General features: G+C 54.7%; 19 protein-coding genes. 15 read left to right on the plus strand and 4 right to left on the minus strand.

Features of this window, described 5'->3' with window-relative positions:
• Positions 1-206 precede the first annotated feature (206 nt).
• Positions 207-419, plus strand: a complete 213-nt coding sequence (locus tag ACY4LX_RS02670; RefSeq protein ID WP_123598111.1) for a hypothetical protein — start codon at positions 207-209, stop codon at positions 417-419.
• Between the two features lie 282 nt (positions 420-701).
• Here ACY4LX_RS02670 and ACY4LX_RS02675 read toward each other — a convergent pair whose 3' ends face one another.
• Complete coding sequence (locus tag ACY4LX_RS02675; protein WP_463259105.1) at positions 702-2,795, minus strand: TonB-dependent receptor; 2,094 nt, start codon at positions 2,793-2,795, stop codon at positions 702-704.
• A gap of 244 nt (positions 2,796-3,039) precedes the next feature.
• Between ACY4LX_RS02675 and ACY4LX_RS02680 the strand changes: the two genes are divergently transcribed.
• The 6 genes from ACY4LX_RS02680 to ACY4LX_RS02705 all read left to right on the plus strand — a co-directional run bounded on the left by ACY4LX_RS02680 (position 3,040) and on the right by ACY4LX_RS02705 (position 7,729).
• Positions 3,040-3,711: a DsbA family protein gene (locus tag ACY4LX_RS02680; RefSeq protein WP_463259106.1), complete on the plus strand. Its 672-nt coding sequence runs from the start codon at positions 3,040-3,042 to the stop codon at positions 3,709-3,711.
• A gap of 277 nt (positions 3,712-3,988) precedes the next feature.
• The gene (locus tag ACY4LX_RS02685; RefSeq protein WP_463259107.1) at positions 3,989-5,293 is read left to right on the plus strand and encodes an OprD family porin; all 1,305 of its coding nucleotides are present in this window, start codon (positions 3,989-3,991) and stop codon (positions 5,291-5,293) included.
• Between the two features lie 229 nt (positions 5,294-5,522).
• On the plus strand, positions 5,523-6,269 hold the full coding sequence (locus ACY4LX_RS02690; RefSeq protein WP_463259108.1) for a 2OG-Fe dioxygenase family protein: 747 nt from the start codon (positions 5,523-5,525) through the stop codon (positions 6,267-6,269).
• 13 nt (positions 6,270-6,282) lie between these two features.
• Positions 6,283-6,720, plus strand: a complete 438-nt coding sequence (locus ACY4LX_RS02695) for a GNAT family N-acetyltransferase (RefSeq protein WP_208295464.1) — start codon at positions 6,283-6,285, stop codon at positions 6,718-6,720.
• The gene (locus ACY4LX_RS02700; RefSeq protein ID WP_149659069.1) at positions 6,717-7,433 is read left to right on the plus strand and encodes an AzlC family ABC transporter permease; all 717 of its coding nucleotides are present in this window, start codon (positions 6,717-6,719) and stop codon (positions 7,431-7,433) included. The genes ACY4LX_RS02695 and ACY4LX_RS02700 overlap by 4 nt, the downstream gene beginning before the upstream one ends.
• Positions 7,412-7,729, plus strand: coding sequence for an AzlD domain-containing protein (locus ACY4LX_RS02705; RefSeq protein ID WP_010464672.1), 318 nt, complete (start codon positions 7,412-7,414; stop codon positions 7,727-7,729). The genes ACY4LX_RS02700 and ACY4LX_RS02705 overlap by 22 nt, the downstream gene beginning before the upstream one ends.
• On the opposite strand, the gene ACY4LX_RS02710 is transcribed toward ACY4LX_RS02705, so the two are convergent.
• Positions 7,646-8,572 (minus strand): LysR family transcriptional regulator, encoded by a 927-nt coding sequence (locus ACY4LX_RS02710; protein ID WP_463259109.1) that lies wholly within the window; start codon positions 8,570-8,572, stop codon positions 7,646-7,648. The two genes, ACY4LX_RS02705 and ACY4LX_RS02710, sit on opposite strands and share 84 nt — an antisense overlap.
• A 482-nt stretch (positions 8,573-9,054) precedes the next feature.
• Here ACY4LX_RS02710 and ACY4LX_RS02715 point away from each other — a divergent pair, with 482 nt between their 5' ends.
• The 4 genes from ACY4LX_RS02715 (at position 9,055) to ACY4LX_RS02730 (ending at position 11,002) form a co-directional block, all read left to right on the plus strand.
• Positions 9,055-9,345 (plus strand): type II toxin-antitoxin system RelB/DinJ family antitoxin, encoded by a 291-nt coding sequence (locus ACY4LX_RS02715; protein WP_149659071.1) that lies wholly within the window; start codon positions 9,055-9,057, stop codon positions 9,343-9,345.
• Positions 9,311-9,625 carry a type II toxin-antitoxin system YafQ family toxin gene (locus tag ACY4LX_RS02720; RefSeq protein ID WP_123511297.1) on the plus strand — a complete coding sequence of 105 codons (315 nt, stop codon included), beginning with the start codon at positions 9,311-9,313 and terminating at the stop codon, positions 9,623-9,625. Before ACY4LX_RS02715 ends, ACY4LX_RS02720 begins: the two co-directional genes overlap by 35 nt.
• Positions 9,626-9,914: 289 nt before the next feature.
• On the plus strand, positions 9,915-10,325 hold the full coding sequence (locus ACY4LX_RS02725; protein WP_149659072.1) for an MbcA/ParS/Xre antitoxin family protein: 411 nt from the start codon (positions 9,915-9,917) through the stop codon (positions 10,323-10,325).
• Positions 10,325-11,002: an RES family NAD+ phosphorylase gene (locus ACY4LX_RS02730; RefSeq protein ID WP_463259110.1), complete on the plus strand. Its 678-nt coding sequence runs from the start codon at positions 10,325-10,327 to the stop codon at positions 11,000-11,002. Before ACY4LX_RS02725 ends, ACY4LX_RS02730 begins: the two co-directional genes overlap by 1 nt.
• A 188-nt stretch (positions 11,003-11,190) precedes the next feature.
• Here the strand turns inward: ACY4LX_RS02730 and ACY4LX_RS02735 are convergent, their stop codons facing one another.
• On the minus strand, positions 11,191-11,475 hold the full coding sequence (locus ACY4LX_RS02735) for a DUF3077 domain-containing protein (RefSeq protein ID WP_123598117.1): 285 nt from the start codon (positions 11,473-11,475) through the stop codon (positions 11,191-11,193).
• Between the two features lie 587 nt (positions 11,476-12,062).
• Positions 12,063-12,386 carry a helix-turn-helix domain-containing protein gene (locus ACY4LX_RS02740; protein WP_463259111.1) on the minus strand — a complete coding sequence of 108 codons (324 nt, stop codon included), beginning with the start codon at positions 12,384-12,386 and terminating at the stop codon, positions 12,063-12,065.
• Positions 12,387-12,614: 228 nt separating this feature from the next.
• On the opposite strand from ACY4LX_RS02740, the gene ACY4LX_RS02745 reads away from it, so the two are divergent.
• The 4 genes from ACY4LX_RS02745 (at position 12,615) to ACY4LX_RS02760 (ending at position 16,567) form a co-directional block, all read left to right on the plus strand.
• Positions 12,615-12,836: a tautomerase family protein gene (locus ACY4LX_RS02745; RefSeq protein ID WP_123402644.1), complete on the plus strand. Its 222-nt coding sequence runs from the start codon at positions 12,615-12,617 to the stop codon at positions 12,834-12,836.
• Entirely contained in the window at positions 12,833-13,489 is a 657-nt protein-coding gene (locus ACY4LX_RS02750) for a DsbA family oxidoreductase (RefSeq protein WP_463259112.1), read from the plus strand. Before ACY4LX_RS02745 ends, ACY4LX_RS02750 begins: the two co-directional genes overlap by 4 nt.
• Before the next feature lie 43 nt (positions 13,490-13,532).
• On the plus strand, positions 13,533-14,243 hold the full coding sequence (locus ACY4LX_RS02755; protein ID WP_463259113.1) for an SDR family NAD(P)-dependent oxidoreductase: 711 nt from the start codon (positions 13,533-13,535) through the stop codon (positions 14,241-14,243).
• Between the two features lie 527 nt (positions 14,244-14,770).
• Complete coding sequence (locus ACY4LX_RS02760; RefSeq protein ID WP_024645030.1) at positions 14,771-16,567, plus strand: hypothetical protein; 1,797 nt, start codon at positions 14,771-14,773, stop codon at positions 16,565-16,567.
• Positions 16,568-16,572 lie beyond the last annotated feature (5 nt).

The following is a 16,572-nucleotide window of genomic DNA, read 5'->3' on the forward strand; positions in this document are numbered from 1 at the left end:
CTCGCAAACGTTTTCCCGTTTCGCCTTACAGAAAGCCCGCAGCCCGTCAGGACCGCGGGCTTTTTTGTATCCGCTCATCGACATATCAGAAACATTGGCACAGCTCTTGTATCTGTCATGGGGCAAAACAGGGAGGGGAGAACGGCGACGTTCTGTCATAAACCTTGGATAAGTTAGCCGCTCACAAACCGGGAGAGAGCGCTGAAATGAACGCCGAAGTGAATGTGGTGAGCGAGCGGACATTGCATCCCCTGGCAGTCAATAGCGAATCGCTACAGATCCTTGCGCACTGGTTGAAGTCCAATGGAACGCGTCAGATCAGGGAACCTGATCCGCGCCGGATGATGATCGAGCGCTACCCCGCTGGTTTATTCAGCGAAGCGGAGCTGGAAGCGTTGTGGGATGTGATGGAAGGATAAGAAGAACAACAACGGATTGATAAAAGCGCTGCCGGGAAGGCGGCGCTTTTTTTTGGGGCGCTGATCGTTCCCACGCTCTGCGTGGGAATGCCTCAACGGACGCTCCGCGTTCGGCTTTTGGGACGCAGAGCGTCCCGGGCTGCATTCCTTTGCTGCGCGTGGGAACGATCATCAAATAGCTGTAGGAGCGAGGCTTGCCCGCGAAGGCGTCAGAACATCCAACTTATTCGTCGGCTGTTATACCGTCTTCGCGGGCAAGCCTCGCTTCTACATTGATGGTGTTTAGAAACTGTAGGTCCCGGTCACGACCAGGCTACGCGGCTCGCCCGGCTGAATCTGATACTGGCTGGTGGACGACGCGTAATAGGTCTTGTCGCTGATGTTGTTCAACGCCGCGCGCAAGTCCCAATCTTTCTGCCGGAACCCGGCCAGGGCATCCCAACGCCCATAACCCGGCAGGACCGTGGTGTTGAGGTTGTCGGCATAACGCTCGCCGACCAGGGTCAGGCCGGTTTCGGCGTACCAGCCCATTTCCGGCTTCCAGGTCAGGAACAGGCTGCCGTTGTGCTTGGCCACATTACTGATGCGTTTACCTTCAAAGCCATTGTTGTCTTTGACGACGGTAGCGTCCTGCACGCCGACGCCACCGCGCACATACCAGTTGCCGCCGAGCTTGCCGGTGCCGGTCAACTCGATACCACGGGAGCGTTGCTCGCCGGTGAGCAGGGTAACGGTCGGGTTGAGCGGATCACTGGTGCGGCGGTTGTAGAGTTCCAATTCGTAGATCGCCAGGGTGGTGCTCAAGCGATCGTCGAGCCAGTCGCTTTTCACCCCGATTTCCTTCTGCTTGGTCAGCTCCGGGCTCAGGTCGTTGCTGTTACCCGCCACGCCAGGCGTGATGCCGATCAAGCCACCGCCGACCGGCGAGAAGGTCTTGGTCCAGGAGGCGTAGAAGGAATGATTCTGCAGCGGCGTCCAGACGATGCCGACACGGGGGCTGGTGCTGTGGCTGTCACGGTCTTCGGAAAGGTTGCGCAGCTTGTTGGTCGACTCGATATCAAAGGTGTCGTAGCGCAAACCGGCGAGCAGTTGCCATTGATCGTTCAGGCGCAGTTGATCCTGCACGTACACCGCACGGCTTTCGACTTCGGTGTGGTTGTCGCTGGACACCTGCATGCGCCCGGTGTGGCGCAGATCGCGGTTCGGGTTGTACAGGTCCAGCGCCGGTACCGGCGAACTGCCCGGCCCGGAGGTTGCGGCGTTGGACAGCTTCGGGTCGCGACGCTGGCTGCCGATCTCGATGCCGGTCAGCAGGCGGTGCTCCAGGCCGAAGGTATCGAAACCACCTTCCAGCTCGACGTTGTTGTAAACGTTGCGGGTGGTCAGGTCCTGTTGCCAGTGCTGGCGGGTGACCTTTTGGGTCGCCGGGGTGTAACCCGTGAGGTAGGTGTTATCGAAATCGCTGTCGAGTTTGAACACGCCGAGGGTGTGGCGCAGTTGCCAGTTGTCGCTGAGTTCATAGCTGAGTTTGGAGCGTAGGGATTGTGACTTGTCGTCGATGAAATCGTGATCGTTGCCGTAGGTCGTATCCCGGCCTACGTCCGCCGGGCGTCCATTTACCCCGGGGATACCGCGATCCGGCGTACGGTTGTAGCGGCTGTATTCGTACTGCACCAGCCAGTTCAGGTCCGGCGTCAGCTGCCAGCTCATGGACGGCGCGAACAGTTGGCGGTTGCCGCTGACGCCATCGCGGAAGCTGTTCTGATCCATGTTGCCCATGTTCAAACGCAGGCTGATGTTCTCGCTCGGGTCGGTGCTCAGGTCCGCATAAAGACTGCGCAAATCATCGCTGCCGCCTTGGGCTTCGATGGTCGAGCGGTGGCCGAACTCGGGCAGCTTGCTGACCCGATTGACGATCCCGCCCTGGCTGCCACGGCCATACAACACGGCGGCCGGGCCTTTGAGCACTTCGATGCGTTCGATGTTGTGCAGGTCGCGCACGTATTGGCTGTCGTCACGGATGCCGTCGAGGTAGAAGTCGTTGCTGGCGTCGAAACCGCGGATGCGCAGGCTGTCGAAACGCGTGTCGGCGCCGCTGCTGACGTTGGGGATGCCACTTAACGCAGTGCCCAGGTCGTTGGTGCCGTAGTCCGAAATGTTGGCGGTTTTAACCGAGTCGATGGCTTGCGGCACGTAGCGCACCGGGGTTGCCGTGCGGGTGGCGGTGCTGGTTTCCTTGACGCGCGGGTCGTCCGCTTCGGATTCGGCGTTGATGGAGGTTTCGGGTAATACGGTGGTCGCGGCGCCGACGAAACCGGCAGACAACAAAGCAGAAAGGCCAAGGGTGACGGGCGTGAAGCGGAACGGGGCAGGCATCTGAAGCGCATCCGAAAGGGTGGAAGAATTCAAGGGTGCGAATGGTAATGCTTGCTATTTACTTTCGTTAACTATTCCTAAAGGGTTTCCTTGAATGATTGTTTCAACTTGTGTCGAGGTTGATACGCAGCGCATTCGCCCGATTCCCGAAACGGTCTGAAAGCCATTCCAGCGTTTTTCCGCAACGGTCTGAGGACTAGTCTGCCGGCATCGATTTTTCCTACCTTTTTGCCCGAGCCTTCCTATGACTCTTCACTACATTTACGACCCGTTGTGCGGCTGGTGCTACGGCGCCAAACCCCTGGTGCAAGCCGCACAAGCCGTGTTGCCCGTGATCGCCCACGGCGGCGGCATGATGACCGGTGCCAATCGCCAGACCGTTTCACCACAGCTGCGCAACTACGTGATGCCCCACGACCGGCGCATCGCCGAATTCGCCGGTCAGCCGTTTGGTGAGGCGTATTTCGAAGGTTTGCTGCGCGACGAAACAGCGGTGTTCGATTCCGCGCCGCCGATTGCCGCTGTGTTGGCCGCCGAGCACATGGCCGGTCGTGGATTGGAGTTGCTGGGCCGTTTGCAGACGGCTCACTATCAGGAAGGACGCCGCATCGCTGACGAAGCGGTCCTGTTTGAGCTGGCGAACGCCATCGGGCTCGATCCGCAGGCTTTCCAAAGCGCTTTCCACGAGGCCGACACTGAGCGGCATATCAAGGAAAGCCGCGCATTGCTGGCCAATGTCGGCGGCCAAGGCTTCCCGACTTTCGCCCTGGAACACAACGGCCAATTCACCTTGATCGACATCGGCCCGTGGCTCGGCAAACCGGAAGCCTTCGCGGCGTGGCTGCGTCAATCGCTGCCCGCCCAAGCCCCGGCGTCCGGGTTTCAAGCCTGCGGCCTCGACGGCTGCATCCACTGAATTCCCGTGAAACTTTGCAACTGGCGCTCGCCTATCAGAGATTCTTAGACGATTTTTGCCTATTCTCAGACGATTCATGAAATTGACACACGGTGAAGGGCGCGGATAGGATCCACGCCAACGCCTGTGGCTAACCGCCATGACTCACAAAACAATAAAAAGGCCCGCCGCGATTTTTCGTGGGCGGGCCTTTTTGTTTCGGGGTGAAAAAAGAGCGCAATAGCGCCATTTCAGCCGTTCGGCACAGCGCGTATCAACCCGTAATAAGGAAAACAAAATGTTGAATAAGCGAATCAGCCTGATCGCTCTGGGGATGTTGAGCGCTACACAGGCCATGGCTAACGACCAGGCCGAAGCCAAGGGATTTGTTGAAGACAGCAGCCTCAAAGTGCTGCTGCGCAATGCCTACATCAATCGTGACTACAAAGACGGCAACGACGATAAATCCGAGTGGGGCCAAGCGGCCATCGGTACGTTCTCGTCCGGTTTCACCCAAGGCACCGTCGGTGTCGGTGTCGACGCTTTTGGTCTGTATGCCCTCAATCTGGAGCGCAGTGAAGACCGCAGCGGTGCCCAGGGCATCGACTTCTTCAAGAAGGGCGACAGCGGCCACCCGGCCAACGACCTGTCCAAGGGCGGCGCCGCCGTCAAATTCCGCCTGTCCAGCACCACGCTGACCTACGGCGACCAGATGCCGGAATTGCCGGTGCTGAACTACGACAACTCGCGCCTGCTGCCAGAAAGCTACACCGGCACCCTGATCACCTCCAAGGAGATCAAAGGCCTGGTCCTGAACGCCGGTCGCTTCACCGCCGAATCGCGTAAAAGCGCGGAAGGCCGTGACAGCGGTGGCTTGAAGTCGATCAACGTGTTGGGCGGCAGCTACCAGTTCACCGAGCAGTTCAAGGCAGCGGTCTACGCGTCTGACGTTGAAGACGTGCTGAAGAAGCAATACGTGAACGCCAACTACGTGTTCCCGATCGACAAGGATCAGTCCCTGACCCTGGACTTCAACGGCTACCGCACCAAGCTGGACAGTTCTTATGTCCGCGAACACACAATCCCCGGCGAAAGTATCGTAACCGGCGAAGACAACAAGATCTGGAGCCTGGCCGCAACCTTCGCCACCGGCCCGCACTCGTTCACCATCGCGCACCAGCGCAGCACCGGCGACAGCAACCTGGGCTACGCCTACGGCGGCTATCAGAAAGACCAGGGTCGTGTCGGCGACGGTGGCAACACCATCTACCTGGCCAACTCCTACTGGTCCGACTTCAACGCCGAAGACGAACGCAGCTGGCAGTTGGGCTATGGCCTGGACTTCAGCACCTTCGGCATTCCGGGCCTGAGCTACAACGTGGCTTACGTGCGCGGCGACAACATCACCACCTCCACCAGCGAGGGCGGTACCGAGCGCGAAATCTTCAACCAGTTCAAGTACGTCGTGCAAAGCGGCCCGGCCAAAGACCTGAGCGTGAAGTTGCGCAGCTCGATCCTGCGCGTGTCGCAGAAATCCAGCGAGTACAACGCCAGCGGTAACGAACTGCGTGTGTTCGTGGACTACCCGATCAACATCTTCTGATGATCGGCTGAGTTAAAAAACTCAATAAAAAACCCCGACTGGCTCGGGGTTTTTTTTTGCTGTTTTCTGATGAAAACGCTCTAAAAGCTCTTTTTTTGGCATAAAAATGTCGATTCAAGTGATCTTTTTATGGCGCTTCAAGCAACGCTTGAGATGCCTGAAATTCTTTCTCATGGACGCAAATCCTGCACCTAATAGATTAGGCCGCTCAATGCAGCGGAGACTAGTAATGATCGTGTTAAACAGAGAAGTTGGCGAATCGCTACGGCGCGACAAATTTGTCAACGTCCAGGGTGGTGACTTCAACCTCTACGGTCATTTTGCCGACTTCGTCCGCCTGACCAAAAGTTGGGAAAACATGGAGCCGGACAGCTACTACGGCCAGGCCGAATCCGGCATGCGTTTCCGTCGTTACAGCGACTTCGAATACAACCCGGTAACCCGCGAACTGACGCAGCTGGAACACCGCGCCTATGTGCAATCCAAGGCCAACAACAGCTACGTCGGCGGCATGATTCGGCACTTCCAGGACTTCTCCGATGAAGTAATCAACTCGCCGGTAATGCGCAGCCTGATCGACATCGATTTCGAAGTGTATAAAAACGTGCTGCCGCCGGAGTTGCACGATGAAATCTGGCAATGCCAGATCCATCAGATCCGCATCGAGATCAAACCGGGCAAGCAACTGGAAATCACCCCTGAAGGCATTCATTGCGACGGTTACCCGTTTAGCGGTGTGCACTTCTGGGGCCGCAACAATGTGGACGGTGCTGAAAGCCGCCTCTACAGCGCCCACGAAGAGCAACTGGCGTCGACGACGTATCAGGAAATCCTCGACACCACGTTCTTCCTCGACCGCGACATGCGCCACTACGTAACCCCTGCCCGCAATACCCATTCCCACGACATGGCGTATCGGCAGATCCTGGCGATTTCCTTCTCGCGGCCCGGGACCGCTTTCGACATTGTTCGCTGAACAGCTCGACCCCATGGACAGCCCCTCCACATCCGTGATGATGTGGCGGGCCAATGCAAAGGATGCCGTGCGCCTGGAGCGCTTTTTTCGGCAGTTCGACGAGGTGTCGTTTTGCGAATGGCAGGACGCCAAATGCCTGCGTGGTGTGTTGGTGCAAAAGACCACCACCGCGTACCTGGCGCTCGACCTCAGCGGCGAAGTGGTCGGCGCGGTGCTGGGCGGTATGCTCGGCAGCCGCGGCACCATCAACCACTTGGCGGTGAGCCCGCACTATCGCGCCCAAGGCGTGGGTCAGCGCCTGGTGGAAGCGGCTTCGGCGGACATGAAGCGCGTAGGCGTGCTGCGGATGTTCCTGTTCGTCGACGATGCTAACCTTGCCGGCAAACGTTTTTGGACTGCCCAGGGTTTTTGCGAGCCGCGTGGCGAAACGACCTTTGAGAGGGACCTATGAATGAGACGTCCAGCAGCCAGCCGCTGATGGTCGAGCCGCAGCCTTCGCGCACCTTTGCAGAAGCCAGCCCGGTGGTGGCCGGTTACTTCACGGTGTCGTTTGTGTTTGGTTTGATGGCCGTCAACGCCGGGTTGCCCGTGTGGTTGCCGGTTGCGATGTGTCTGTTCGTGTATGCCGGCGCTTCGCAGTTCGCCGCGTTGGCGCTGATCTCCAGCGGCGCGTCGCTGACCACGATTATCCTCACCACGTTTTTGATCAACGCGCGGCACATGCTGATGTCGGTCTACATGGCCAAGGCCTTGCGGGCGTTGGGGCTCAGTCGATTTGAGCGTTGGTGTTATGCCGGTGGGCTGACCGATGAATCCTTCGCCTTCCACAGCGTGAAACTGGGCAGCGGCGCGCCGGTCAACGTGCGTTACCTGATCGGCTTCAACCTGTTTTGCCACACCTCGTGGGTGCTCGGCGGTTTGCTCGGGGCGATCTGCGCGCAGTACGCCTCGCACTTGATCAAATACCAACTCGACTACGCCCTGACCGCGATGATGCTCTACGTGCTGGTGTCGCTGTGCAACACCCGTAACAAGCTGATCGCCGCAGCGGCCGCAGTCGTCTGCATGGGCGCCTTGAGCCTGGTTGGCAGCTCGCCGTTCAACGTGTTTATCGCCACATTCGTGGGTTGCGGGGTGGGTGTATGCCTGACCAAACGTTCCTGATCCTGGTCGTCGTGCTGATGATGGCGGTGACCTTCCTGCCGCGCGCATTGCCGCTGCAGGTGAACACCGACCACTGGCCGCCCTTCGTCGCGCGAGCGCTGGAATACCTGCCAGTGGCGATCGTCGCTGCGATCAGCCTCACGCCCTTGTTGATCAAGGACCAGCATGTGCAGCTCGATCGCCCGGAATTCTATGCCGCGATTCCGACGTTGTTATGTGCGTATTTCAGCAAAAACCTCTTTCTCAGTGTGGCGGTTGGGACGGCTGCGTACATTGCGCTCGGCTCGTTCATGTAGGCGCAGGTCGACCACATCGCTCAAGGCCTGGCCCGACAACTCAGGGTTATTGACCGCCAGCCGCACTTCGAGGAAATCCTCGAAGCCAGGGAAAATGGTCAAGCCGTTACGCTGCGCGGCGTCGCGAGACACCATGCCGATGCCGTCCATTTGCGGGATCAGCGACAGGGTCAGGGTTTCACTGCAGGAATAAATCATCCGTTGGCCGGTTTCGTAGTTGCCCAGGCCGGCGTCGAGAAAGCGCAGGAAACTGTGGGAATACGGACAATCATCCGCAGGACGAACCTGAAACTTGTCGCCCAGCATCACCAGCGGGTCGTTTTCCTGACCGCAATGCGCGCCGACCACCTGAACGTGCACGTCCGGCAGCAAAATGCTCGGCAGCCCCGGCTTTTGCGGGCCGATCAAAATGGCCAGGTCGAAGTCTTCATTCTTCAGCTTGCTGAGGTTTTCCATCGACTCGGCGTAGGAAAACTCCAGTTGATGGTCAGGAAACACCTCAAACAGGCGTCCGATCATGCGTCGATTGAAATCCTCCGACAGCGTGGTATTCAACGCCACCTTCAGCGTGCGCTGGCCGGGCACCTTCAGCGCCGCCACTTTCTCTTCCATCTGCCGCGTCGCGACCAGGACCTTGTCAATATAGGGCGTGAGCTCCGTGCCCTGCGCAGTCAGGGTCAGGCCCTTGTTGGAACGTCGAAACAGACGAAATCCAAACTGCTCTTCGACCTTGTTCAACTGCGCGGCCAACGCCTGCACCGTCAAACAGGAATGCTCTGCTGCCGCCGACAACGAGCCGGTCTGCACGATGCGCATGAGGTTGCGTAAGGTTCTGCTATCCATGGGGTAATGCCCTCTAAAGTGGGCTGGCAATTGTTGTGTACCTGCGGCCTATCCGGCGCCGTATGCCGGCTATATTCCTGCACCTGAGCATAGTTGTCGCGAGTTTAGTAGCGAATTGATTCCGCAGCCGATGGCTGGAGGCTTACACAGGATCGGGGTTTTTGGTGGGGTTGGGGTGATTGAGGTCAAAAAAGATGCCCGGACTGGAAAGGTTCGGGCATTTTTTATTGGGTGGGGCTTACGGCTGCGGGGATTCTTCCTGCAGCGGTCTCGGAAGAGTCTCAGGGAAGATTGCGATCGGGCTGATGGTTGTCGCTATCGGCAGCGGTTGTAATAGGTCGAGAGATCTCCGGTCGATAAATATCTTCGATTGAGCAAATGGTAAGGCCGCCTATCAACTTGCCATTGACCGAAAATGAGACCCCCAATCACAATGCAGAGGTAGCGCCAATGTAGCTACAAATGACGATGAGGTTATTAACATGGGTGCATTACTGAAAACTACCGACGTTCGGTGCCGCATTGATGAGGATCTGAAGATGCGTGCGACAGAAGTATTAAGCGCTTGCGGGCTGAGTATCAGTGACGCCATGCGTCTTTTTCTCCGCCAGGTCGTAGCGACTCAAGGACTCCCGTTTGAGGTTCGCGTCCCTTCTGAGAAAACCGCCCGGGCTATGATGGAAGCACAAGAGATTGGCCAGCGGTTCGGCTCGATAGACGACATGCTGAGGGACGTTGATGGCAAAACCGGAAAAAAAGCAAAAGCGCGCTGAGCTGCCTAAGCAGTGCGCGCAAACGTCGGAATTCAAGAAGTCTTGGGAACGTTATAAACGAGCTGGGCGTCGTGACATGAATGAAGTCCGCCACATGATGGTCCTGTTATTTCTAGGTGAGCAATTACCAGCTGAGTACCTGGATCATGCTTTGACTGGCGATTGGGCTGGATTTCGGGAATGTCATATTGGTGGTGATTTCTTGCTGATCTACCAGAACACTCGCCCCGACCTGATTACATTTGTTGATCTCGGAAGCCATTCTGAGCTGTTCAAATAGAGGGTATGAATCTCGGTCAACGCTCCAAAAAAAGCAGCCCAATTTAATTAGGCTGCTTCACATAAGAGGTCTCACCCGAGCGCTGACGTTCAAGTCATCAACAGGGTTCCTAACGCCGACTATCGCCACTTGAAGGCAGTCGGTTTCGCGCTCTTGACGCGATTTTCTGCAGCAAACGATTTTGTGTCAATGCGCTGAAATAGTGCTTAGTACACTTGCGAATTAATAGTACATATCTATCCGCATCTGTACTAATCTGGCCCTAAGACATTCTCAAGGAGGCCACCCCATGCCTACCTCATCCCCCGCCCTCAGCCCACAGCAACAACTCGACTCCCCCGAAGCCGGCCGCGTCGCGCTCAAGTTCTTCTTCAACCTCATGGAGCGTTGGGGCTGCAGCGCCGAGCAACAACGCACGCTGCTGGGCAAAGTCGGCAACACTACGTTCTACAAGTACAAACACTTACCGCCCAACGTGCGTCTGCCCCACGACACCCTGGAGCGCATTTCCTACCTGATGGGTATCCACAAAGCGCTGAGCATCATCTTCAGCAACAGCCGCGAGCGCGCCTACAAATGGGTCAGCAGCCCGAACACCGCCGCGCCGTTCAATGGCCAAACCGCTTTGGATTACATGTTGGTAGGCCGCGTCGTGGACATCGCTGACGTGCGCCGCTACCTCGACGGAGTGCGCGGTTGATGGCGCCGGAACTGGCCGACCCGCAATGGTCGCGAGCCTATCGGATCGTCAACAGCTGCTTCCCGCCGATCTCGTTGTTTGAAGATGTGCTCGATCCAGAAGATTTGCCCACGGCCTACGCACTTGAAGCACTGACCAATGATCGGCTGATGGAAGAGGCTGGCGTGCTCTCCCGGGTGCGTCCTGAAGACCGAATTTCCGGGCCCGGCTCTACGCCCGTGATGGCTGCGTTTACGCACATCGGCAAAAGCAGTCGCTTTACGGATGGCACGTTCGGTGTCTACTACGCCGCGAGCAGCCAGGCTGCAGCCATTGCCGAGACGAGCTATCACCAGGAACGGTTTCTCGCGGCGACTAACGAGCCGGACCTGGAATTGACCATGCGCACTTACGTCAACAAAGTCGTCAAACCGCTGCATGACATCCGCGAAAACTATCCGCAGCTTCATGATCCAGACCCGACTGTTTACGGCCCCTCCCAGGCCTTCGCTCGGCAACTGCGCGAAACATTGTCCTGGGGGTTGCTCTACAACAGCGTTCGGTTGCCTGGGCATGAATGCGTTGCCGCGTTTCGCCCGCCAGCGGTGTCGATTCCGAAGCAGGGGAAGCATATTCGGTATGTGTGGAGTGCGAGTAGTCGGAAGATTTCGTTTGTGTTTGAGGTGAGTGAGGTTTGAGGGGGAGGCCCGAAATTGTTAGGAGTTGCGAATGATTTGGCCAGTTTCTAATCGTTTTTATGCAAAAGGTCCGTTTTATATTCGTTTTTATGCAGGGAGAATCGTTTTTATGTACGGAGCTCAGGTTTTTAATGATTGCAGCACGCAAAAAGCCCCGATTGATTCGGGGCTTTTTTATGCGTGCGCGACTACGTTGGACGGCGGTTGTTACACGGTGCATCGAGCACCTTCACCACGTCATCGATGATTGCCTTGCTCATTTCCTGCAAATAATACGACGCCCAGGCATGCCGGTCGGTTTCGCGAACCATAGCAGCGTCAGAGGCGAGCAGTTTGGCGACGTGGAGCAGGTTGGAAGCGTGGGAAAGGGCTTCGATCACCGGGACACCGGAGTTGATGCGGAACAGCGCTTCGTTGGCGTGGTAGGAGAACGGGGTGAGGCCGATGGTTTTCAGGTCTTGAGGGATGGTCATTGGGCACCTCCGGTTTTTGGGCGGTGATGGGCATGAACCGGTGTTGCAGAAACGCAAATTTCGAACGGATTGATAACGGGCATTAGCAAAAACTCCTGAATCAAAGTTAGAGCTACCACGTTCGTTCTCAGGCGAATGGGTGGCAGCTATGCGCGGGCTGAGAAACCGGAGATACAGGAACCCGGCAGACCCGAAGGTCTCCCACGCACAGCCGCCATAACACGGAAATGCAGGCACAAAAAAACGCCGGCAATCGTGATTTGGGGCGCTTGTGCGCCTGTATCTTACTTGGGTTCTCAGGCCCGGTCGCTGAATTGGCAGCGACGGCTTGAAGGTAGCTTTAGGCGGGAGGGAGCGCAATCGTGGCCAGGTGGTGGCGTCGGTCAAAAATTTACTGTGCTACCGGGCTAAGTGCTTGAGCGCTTGGAGTATCACGTGTCGTTGGCGATACGCAACTCAATGGACTACAAAAAAAGGGGCAAGATCCTACTGCTCAAACAGTCCTCGATAACTACTAAACAGCGCCTCCAAAATCGTCTACTGACGCACTCAGAGGGCATGAATGTTAGGAGGATGGGTTACAACGTTTAGCAGGTGCGACGCTGCGAAATCACGATCTGAGGCGAGACGCCGGCATCGTTGGGCGGCAGGGTAAAAGTGGTGCGAAAGCCGAGTTTATCCAGCATGTCCATCATTGCATCGATTGTGAATTTCTCGATCTTGCCAGTCGTGAGTTCAGAAACACGTGATTGGGTTACGTCCAGCTTGGCTGCGGCCTCACTTTGTTTGAGGCCCAGTTTTTTGATGCAGTCAGTGATGAATATTGAAAGCTCCATTTTCAAAGCCATTTTGCTGGCAACCTCCTCATCGTGGGCCCCGTGGAATGGGCTGTCGAAGAATTGAATTGCCATAAACGATTAACCTCAATTTCTGCTTTTATCTAAAATTTACGATAATTGAAGATTAGCTAATTGATCATTTCCCAGGCAAACATTTTTTCGAGCGACAATCTCGGCACTCATTACGCGGCGTAACTAATGAAGTACCCACCCCCACCTTTATCCCCCTGACCAACCCCCTACATTCTTCTCCAACGCCTCCCCATCATCCCGACGGGGCAGGTCACTGGAGATTCCCTCATGCCTTTCGTCAGCGTTCGCATCACCCGCGATGGCGTTACCTCGGAGCAGAAAGCTCAGGTGATCGCCGAAATTACTGAAACCCTGCAGCGCGTCCTCAAGAAGGACCCGCACTTGACCCACATCGTGATCGAAGAAGTCGACACCGATAACTGGGGTTACGCCGGTATCTCCACCACCCAGTACCGCAAGCAACTGGCAGAGGCGGAGGGCAAGTCATGACCGCGACCGTGTCTATCGATTTCATCTCCGACGTGGTGTGCCCGTGGTGTGCGTTGGGCGCGACGGCGCTGGCGCAGGCGATCGAGAACGTGGCCGGTGAGGTGTCGGTTGAGCTGACCTACAAGCCTTTCGAGTTGAACCCGGATATGCCAGCAGTCGGCGAAAACGCCGTCGAGCATTTGATGCGCAAATATGGACGCACCGCCGAAGACGTCGCTGCTGGGAAGGCGATGCAGATCGCTCGCGGCGAGGCCATTGGTTTCAAGTTCGATCTGGAGAAACGCAGCCACTTCTACAACACCTTTGATGCGCACCGGTTGCTGACGTGGGCGTTGCGGGAAGGTCGGCAGGTTGCACTGAAGAAAGCCTTGCTGCGCGCTTACTTCACCGACGGCCAGAACCCGAGTGATCGCGAGACGCTGGTTCAACTGGCGGCGGAAGTGGGGCTGGATGCAGCGGCTGCACGTGAGGTGCTGGCATCCGGGGCGTTCGCCACGGAGGTGCGTGATCTTGAGGCGTTTTATCGCGAGCGCGGCATCAATTCGGTCCCGGCCATGGTGCTGAACGGTCGTCACCTGGTGTCCGGCTCGCAGTCGGTCGAGTACTACGAACAGATGTTGCGACAAATGGCGCAGGCGCCTGTTGAAGCCTGATTCATCACTTTTTCAAACCATCATTTATTAGTTGAGGTTCATCATGAGCAATTCGAAAAAAGTCATCGTTATTACCGGCGCTTCCCAAGGTCTCGGCGCGGGCATGGTCAAGGCGTTCCGTGAACTGGATTACAAAGTCGTCGCCACTTCGCGTTCGATCAAACCGTCTACTGACCCGGATATCCACACCGTGGCGGGCGACATTGGCGATCGGGGGGTAGCCCAGCAAGTTATCCGTGAAGCGATCGAGCGTTTTGGTCGTATCGACACCCTGATCAACAACGCCGGGATCTTCGTTGCCAAGCCATTCACTGCCTACACCGAGGAAGACTACGCAGCGGTGCTGTCGGTGAACTTGAATGGCTTCTTCTACATCACCCAACTTGCGATTTCCGAGATGGAGAAGCAGGGCAGTGGTCATGTCGTCAACATCACCACCAGCCTGGTGGACCATGCGATTGATGGGGTGCCTTCGGTATTGGCTTCGTTGACCAAGGGTGGGTTGAACGCGGCGACCAAGTCGTTGGCGATTGAGTATGCCAAGCGTGGGATTCGGGTGAATGCCGTGAGCCCTGGCATTATCAAGACGCCGATGCATGGTGAGGAAACTCACGAAGCGCTGGGGAATCTGCATCCGGTTGGGCGGATGGGGGAGATCAGCGACATTGCACAGGCAGTGGTGTACTTGGACCGTGCGAACTTTGTGACTGGCGAGATTTTGCATGTGGATGGTGGGCAGAGTGCGGGTCACTAAGACCTGATTTTACAAACTGCAGAAACAACAAAGCCCTCGCAGAAATGCGAGGGCTTTTTTGTCTGGTGCCAGCAGCCCAACGTCCAGGCTTTCGGGTGGACTGCAAAAATCAGGTGTGGACACTTTGTGGACGTTTTCACGATTAGTCGTGACGGGCGTTCCGAATCCCAGAAATAACAAAGCCCCGCATTGCGGGGCTTTGAAATATGGTGCGGGCACCAGACGAACGGTAGCTTTTGGCGAGGCCAGGTTTCCTGCGGGTTTAGACGTCGGTGGAAAATTTGGCGTACCCCGACCAGTAACTATAAATAAATCAGCTAGTTATGGCCTTCAGTGGAATCGAATCGGGATTGCTCCTATAGGATAATTAACATCCTTAATGCCCGGATAACGCTTCCTAAAATAATGTAATTTCAGCCTTCCAGATTCGCGCTGGAAGCGTTGTCTTATTTCTGCTCGAGATTTCTAGGCTGGCACAAGGCCATTTGGTATGATCGTGCCCTTGCGACTAACAAGGAAGTATGCAGATGGATTTCACGAATGTTTATCTTGGGAAAAGCGCACAGTTCTATAAAATTAAGAAAAAAATAACCAAAAAGAAAATATCTGAAGTATTTAAAGATATCTCTTCTGAGAAAATCGGTGGGTTCTTAATAAGAATTATCAAGGAAGAACTGGTTGTTAATCAAGAAGTTATTTTGTGTTCTGCAGTCGCCTATAAAATTGTTAGTGAACCCTCATTTTTGGATCAAACCGATATTCGTGAGGAGAAGTACGCGTTTGCCTTAATCGTAGAGTACGATTCAGCTGTAGCTATAATAAAGAAGCATGTTTCCTCGCTGGAGAAGAAGTTTTCCGAGTTCTTAGATGAGTTCGAGTATGAGAAATTTACAAATTTCCAAGGGCGAAACGACCCGGAGTATGAAAAAGTTACAATGAGTAACATGGCGATTTCGGATGCTGTCATTAGAAGCCGAGCGTATGAAGCCCGACGGCTAAATGGAATACTTTCGTCAAACTCATCAAGCCGTTCTATACCACAAAGTTTTAGAATAAAGGTGCAAGGGGATACGATTACTTTGACACCTAACGCGTCTAGAGTAACCCTGAGAGATAAACGATCTAATTTAAATGAAGTCGTAAGGTGGGTAATGGCCACGGTGCAGGAAATTAAAAATCTTGCAAACAAAAGCGAGTTCATTAATGGCTTTGCCTCACCTATTACGCTTGAGGAAATTGTCCAAAAAGGTTTCGAGCCTATCGCATTATTTATTAATCTTGACGAATTAGATGAGCTAATCAGGTCCGGAAACTCCGCATCGGAAATAAAGGTTTTACGCGGTGGAGGTGAGGAGGCGATGTCCCCGCTTCAAATGAAGCGTCTATTCGATTGTTTCAAAACGCCGGCTAAGGTTGTGGCGGGAGGGACGATGGTTTTTAAAGGGAAAGAAGTTTCAGGCGCTGTAACTTTGCAAAAGCGGGTGGCTTCATTCAAATCAAAAATCACAGATAATATTTTGCTGTATATTGAAAATGAACAGTGCATGTCATTGACGAAATATATCAATACCCACAAGCCGTTTTCGATCATGTTTAATACTCCGAAGTATGCCTACTTCGGAAGAGACTGTTTCGAAGACAAGAAATTATTAAATAATTTGCCGGCGGTCTTATCTATTTTTAATCCTAACTACGATTTTTCTGGAGTTCGTAGTGAAAAGGAAAAGAATGAGGATAGAAGGTATCCACCAGGTATCGATAAATTTCCTGAGTTATCGTTATTTCGGAAGGTTGAAGATTTAGTATGCCTGCCTGATGGGGTCACTGTATGCGACGATATGAATGACGAATGGGCTGACCATATTTTCTTTGAACCCAATGCTAATCCTCCGGCGATATCGTTCATACATTCAAAATTTGTTAAAGGTGAAAGTTACGGTGCAAGTAGCTTTCATGAAGTGGTTGCTCAAGGCCTAAAAAATATTGGACGCACATTCGCTGATACTATTGAATTTAGAGAAAAACATGATCGTGATTGGGCAGGTTTCTACGAAAACACTCAAATCACTAGAGTCAGAGGCGGAAAAAATTGGACAGATATTGAAAACGCATTAAACGCGATTACATCCAATCAAAACTCAGTGAGAAAAATAGTGTTGGCAACACCATTTTTAAAAAAGAGTGTATTGGAAACTCAATTTAATGAGTTGGCGCAAACAGGGACGTGTCGGCCGCATTATATTCAGTTGATCTGGCTGATCAATACTTTCATTGGTGCTTGTAAGGAATATGGTGTTCAACCTCATATTCTATGTAATCCATGAAATAA

The sequence above is a fragment of the Pseudomonas sp. Emmai genome, assembly GCF_055179735.1.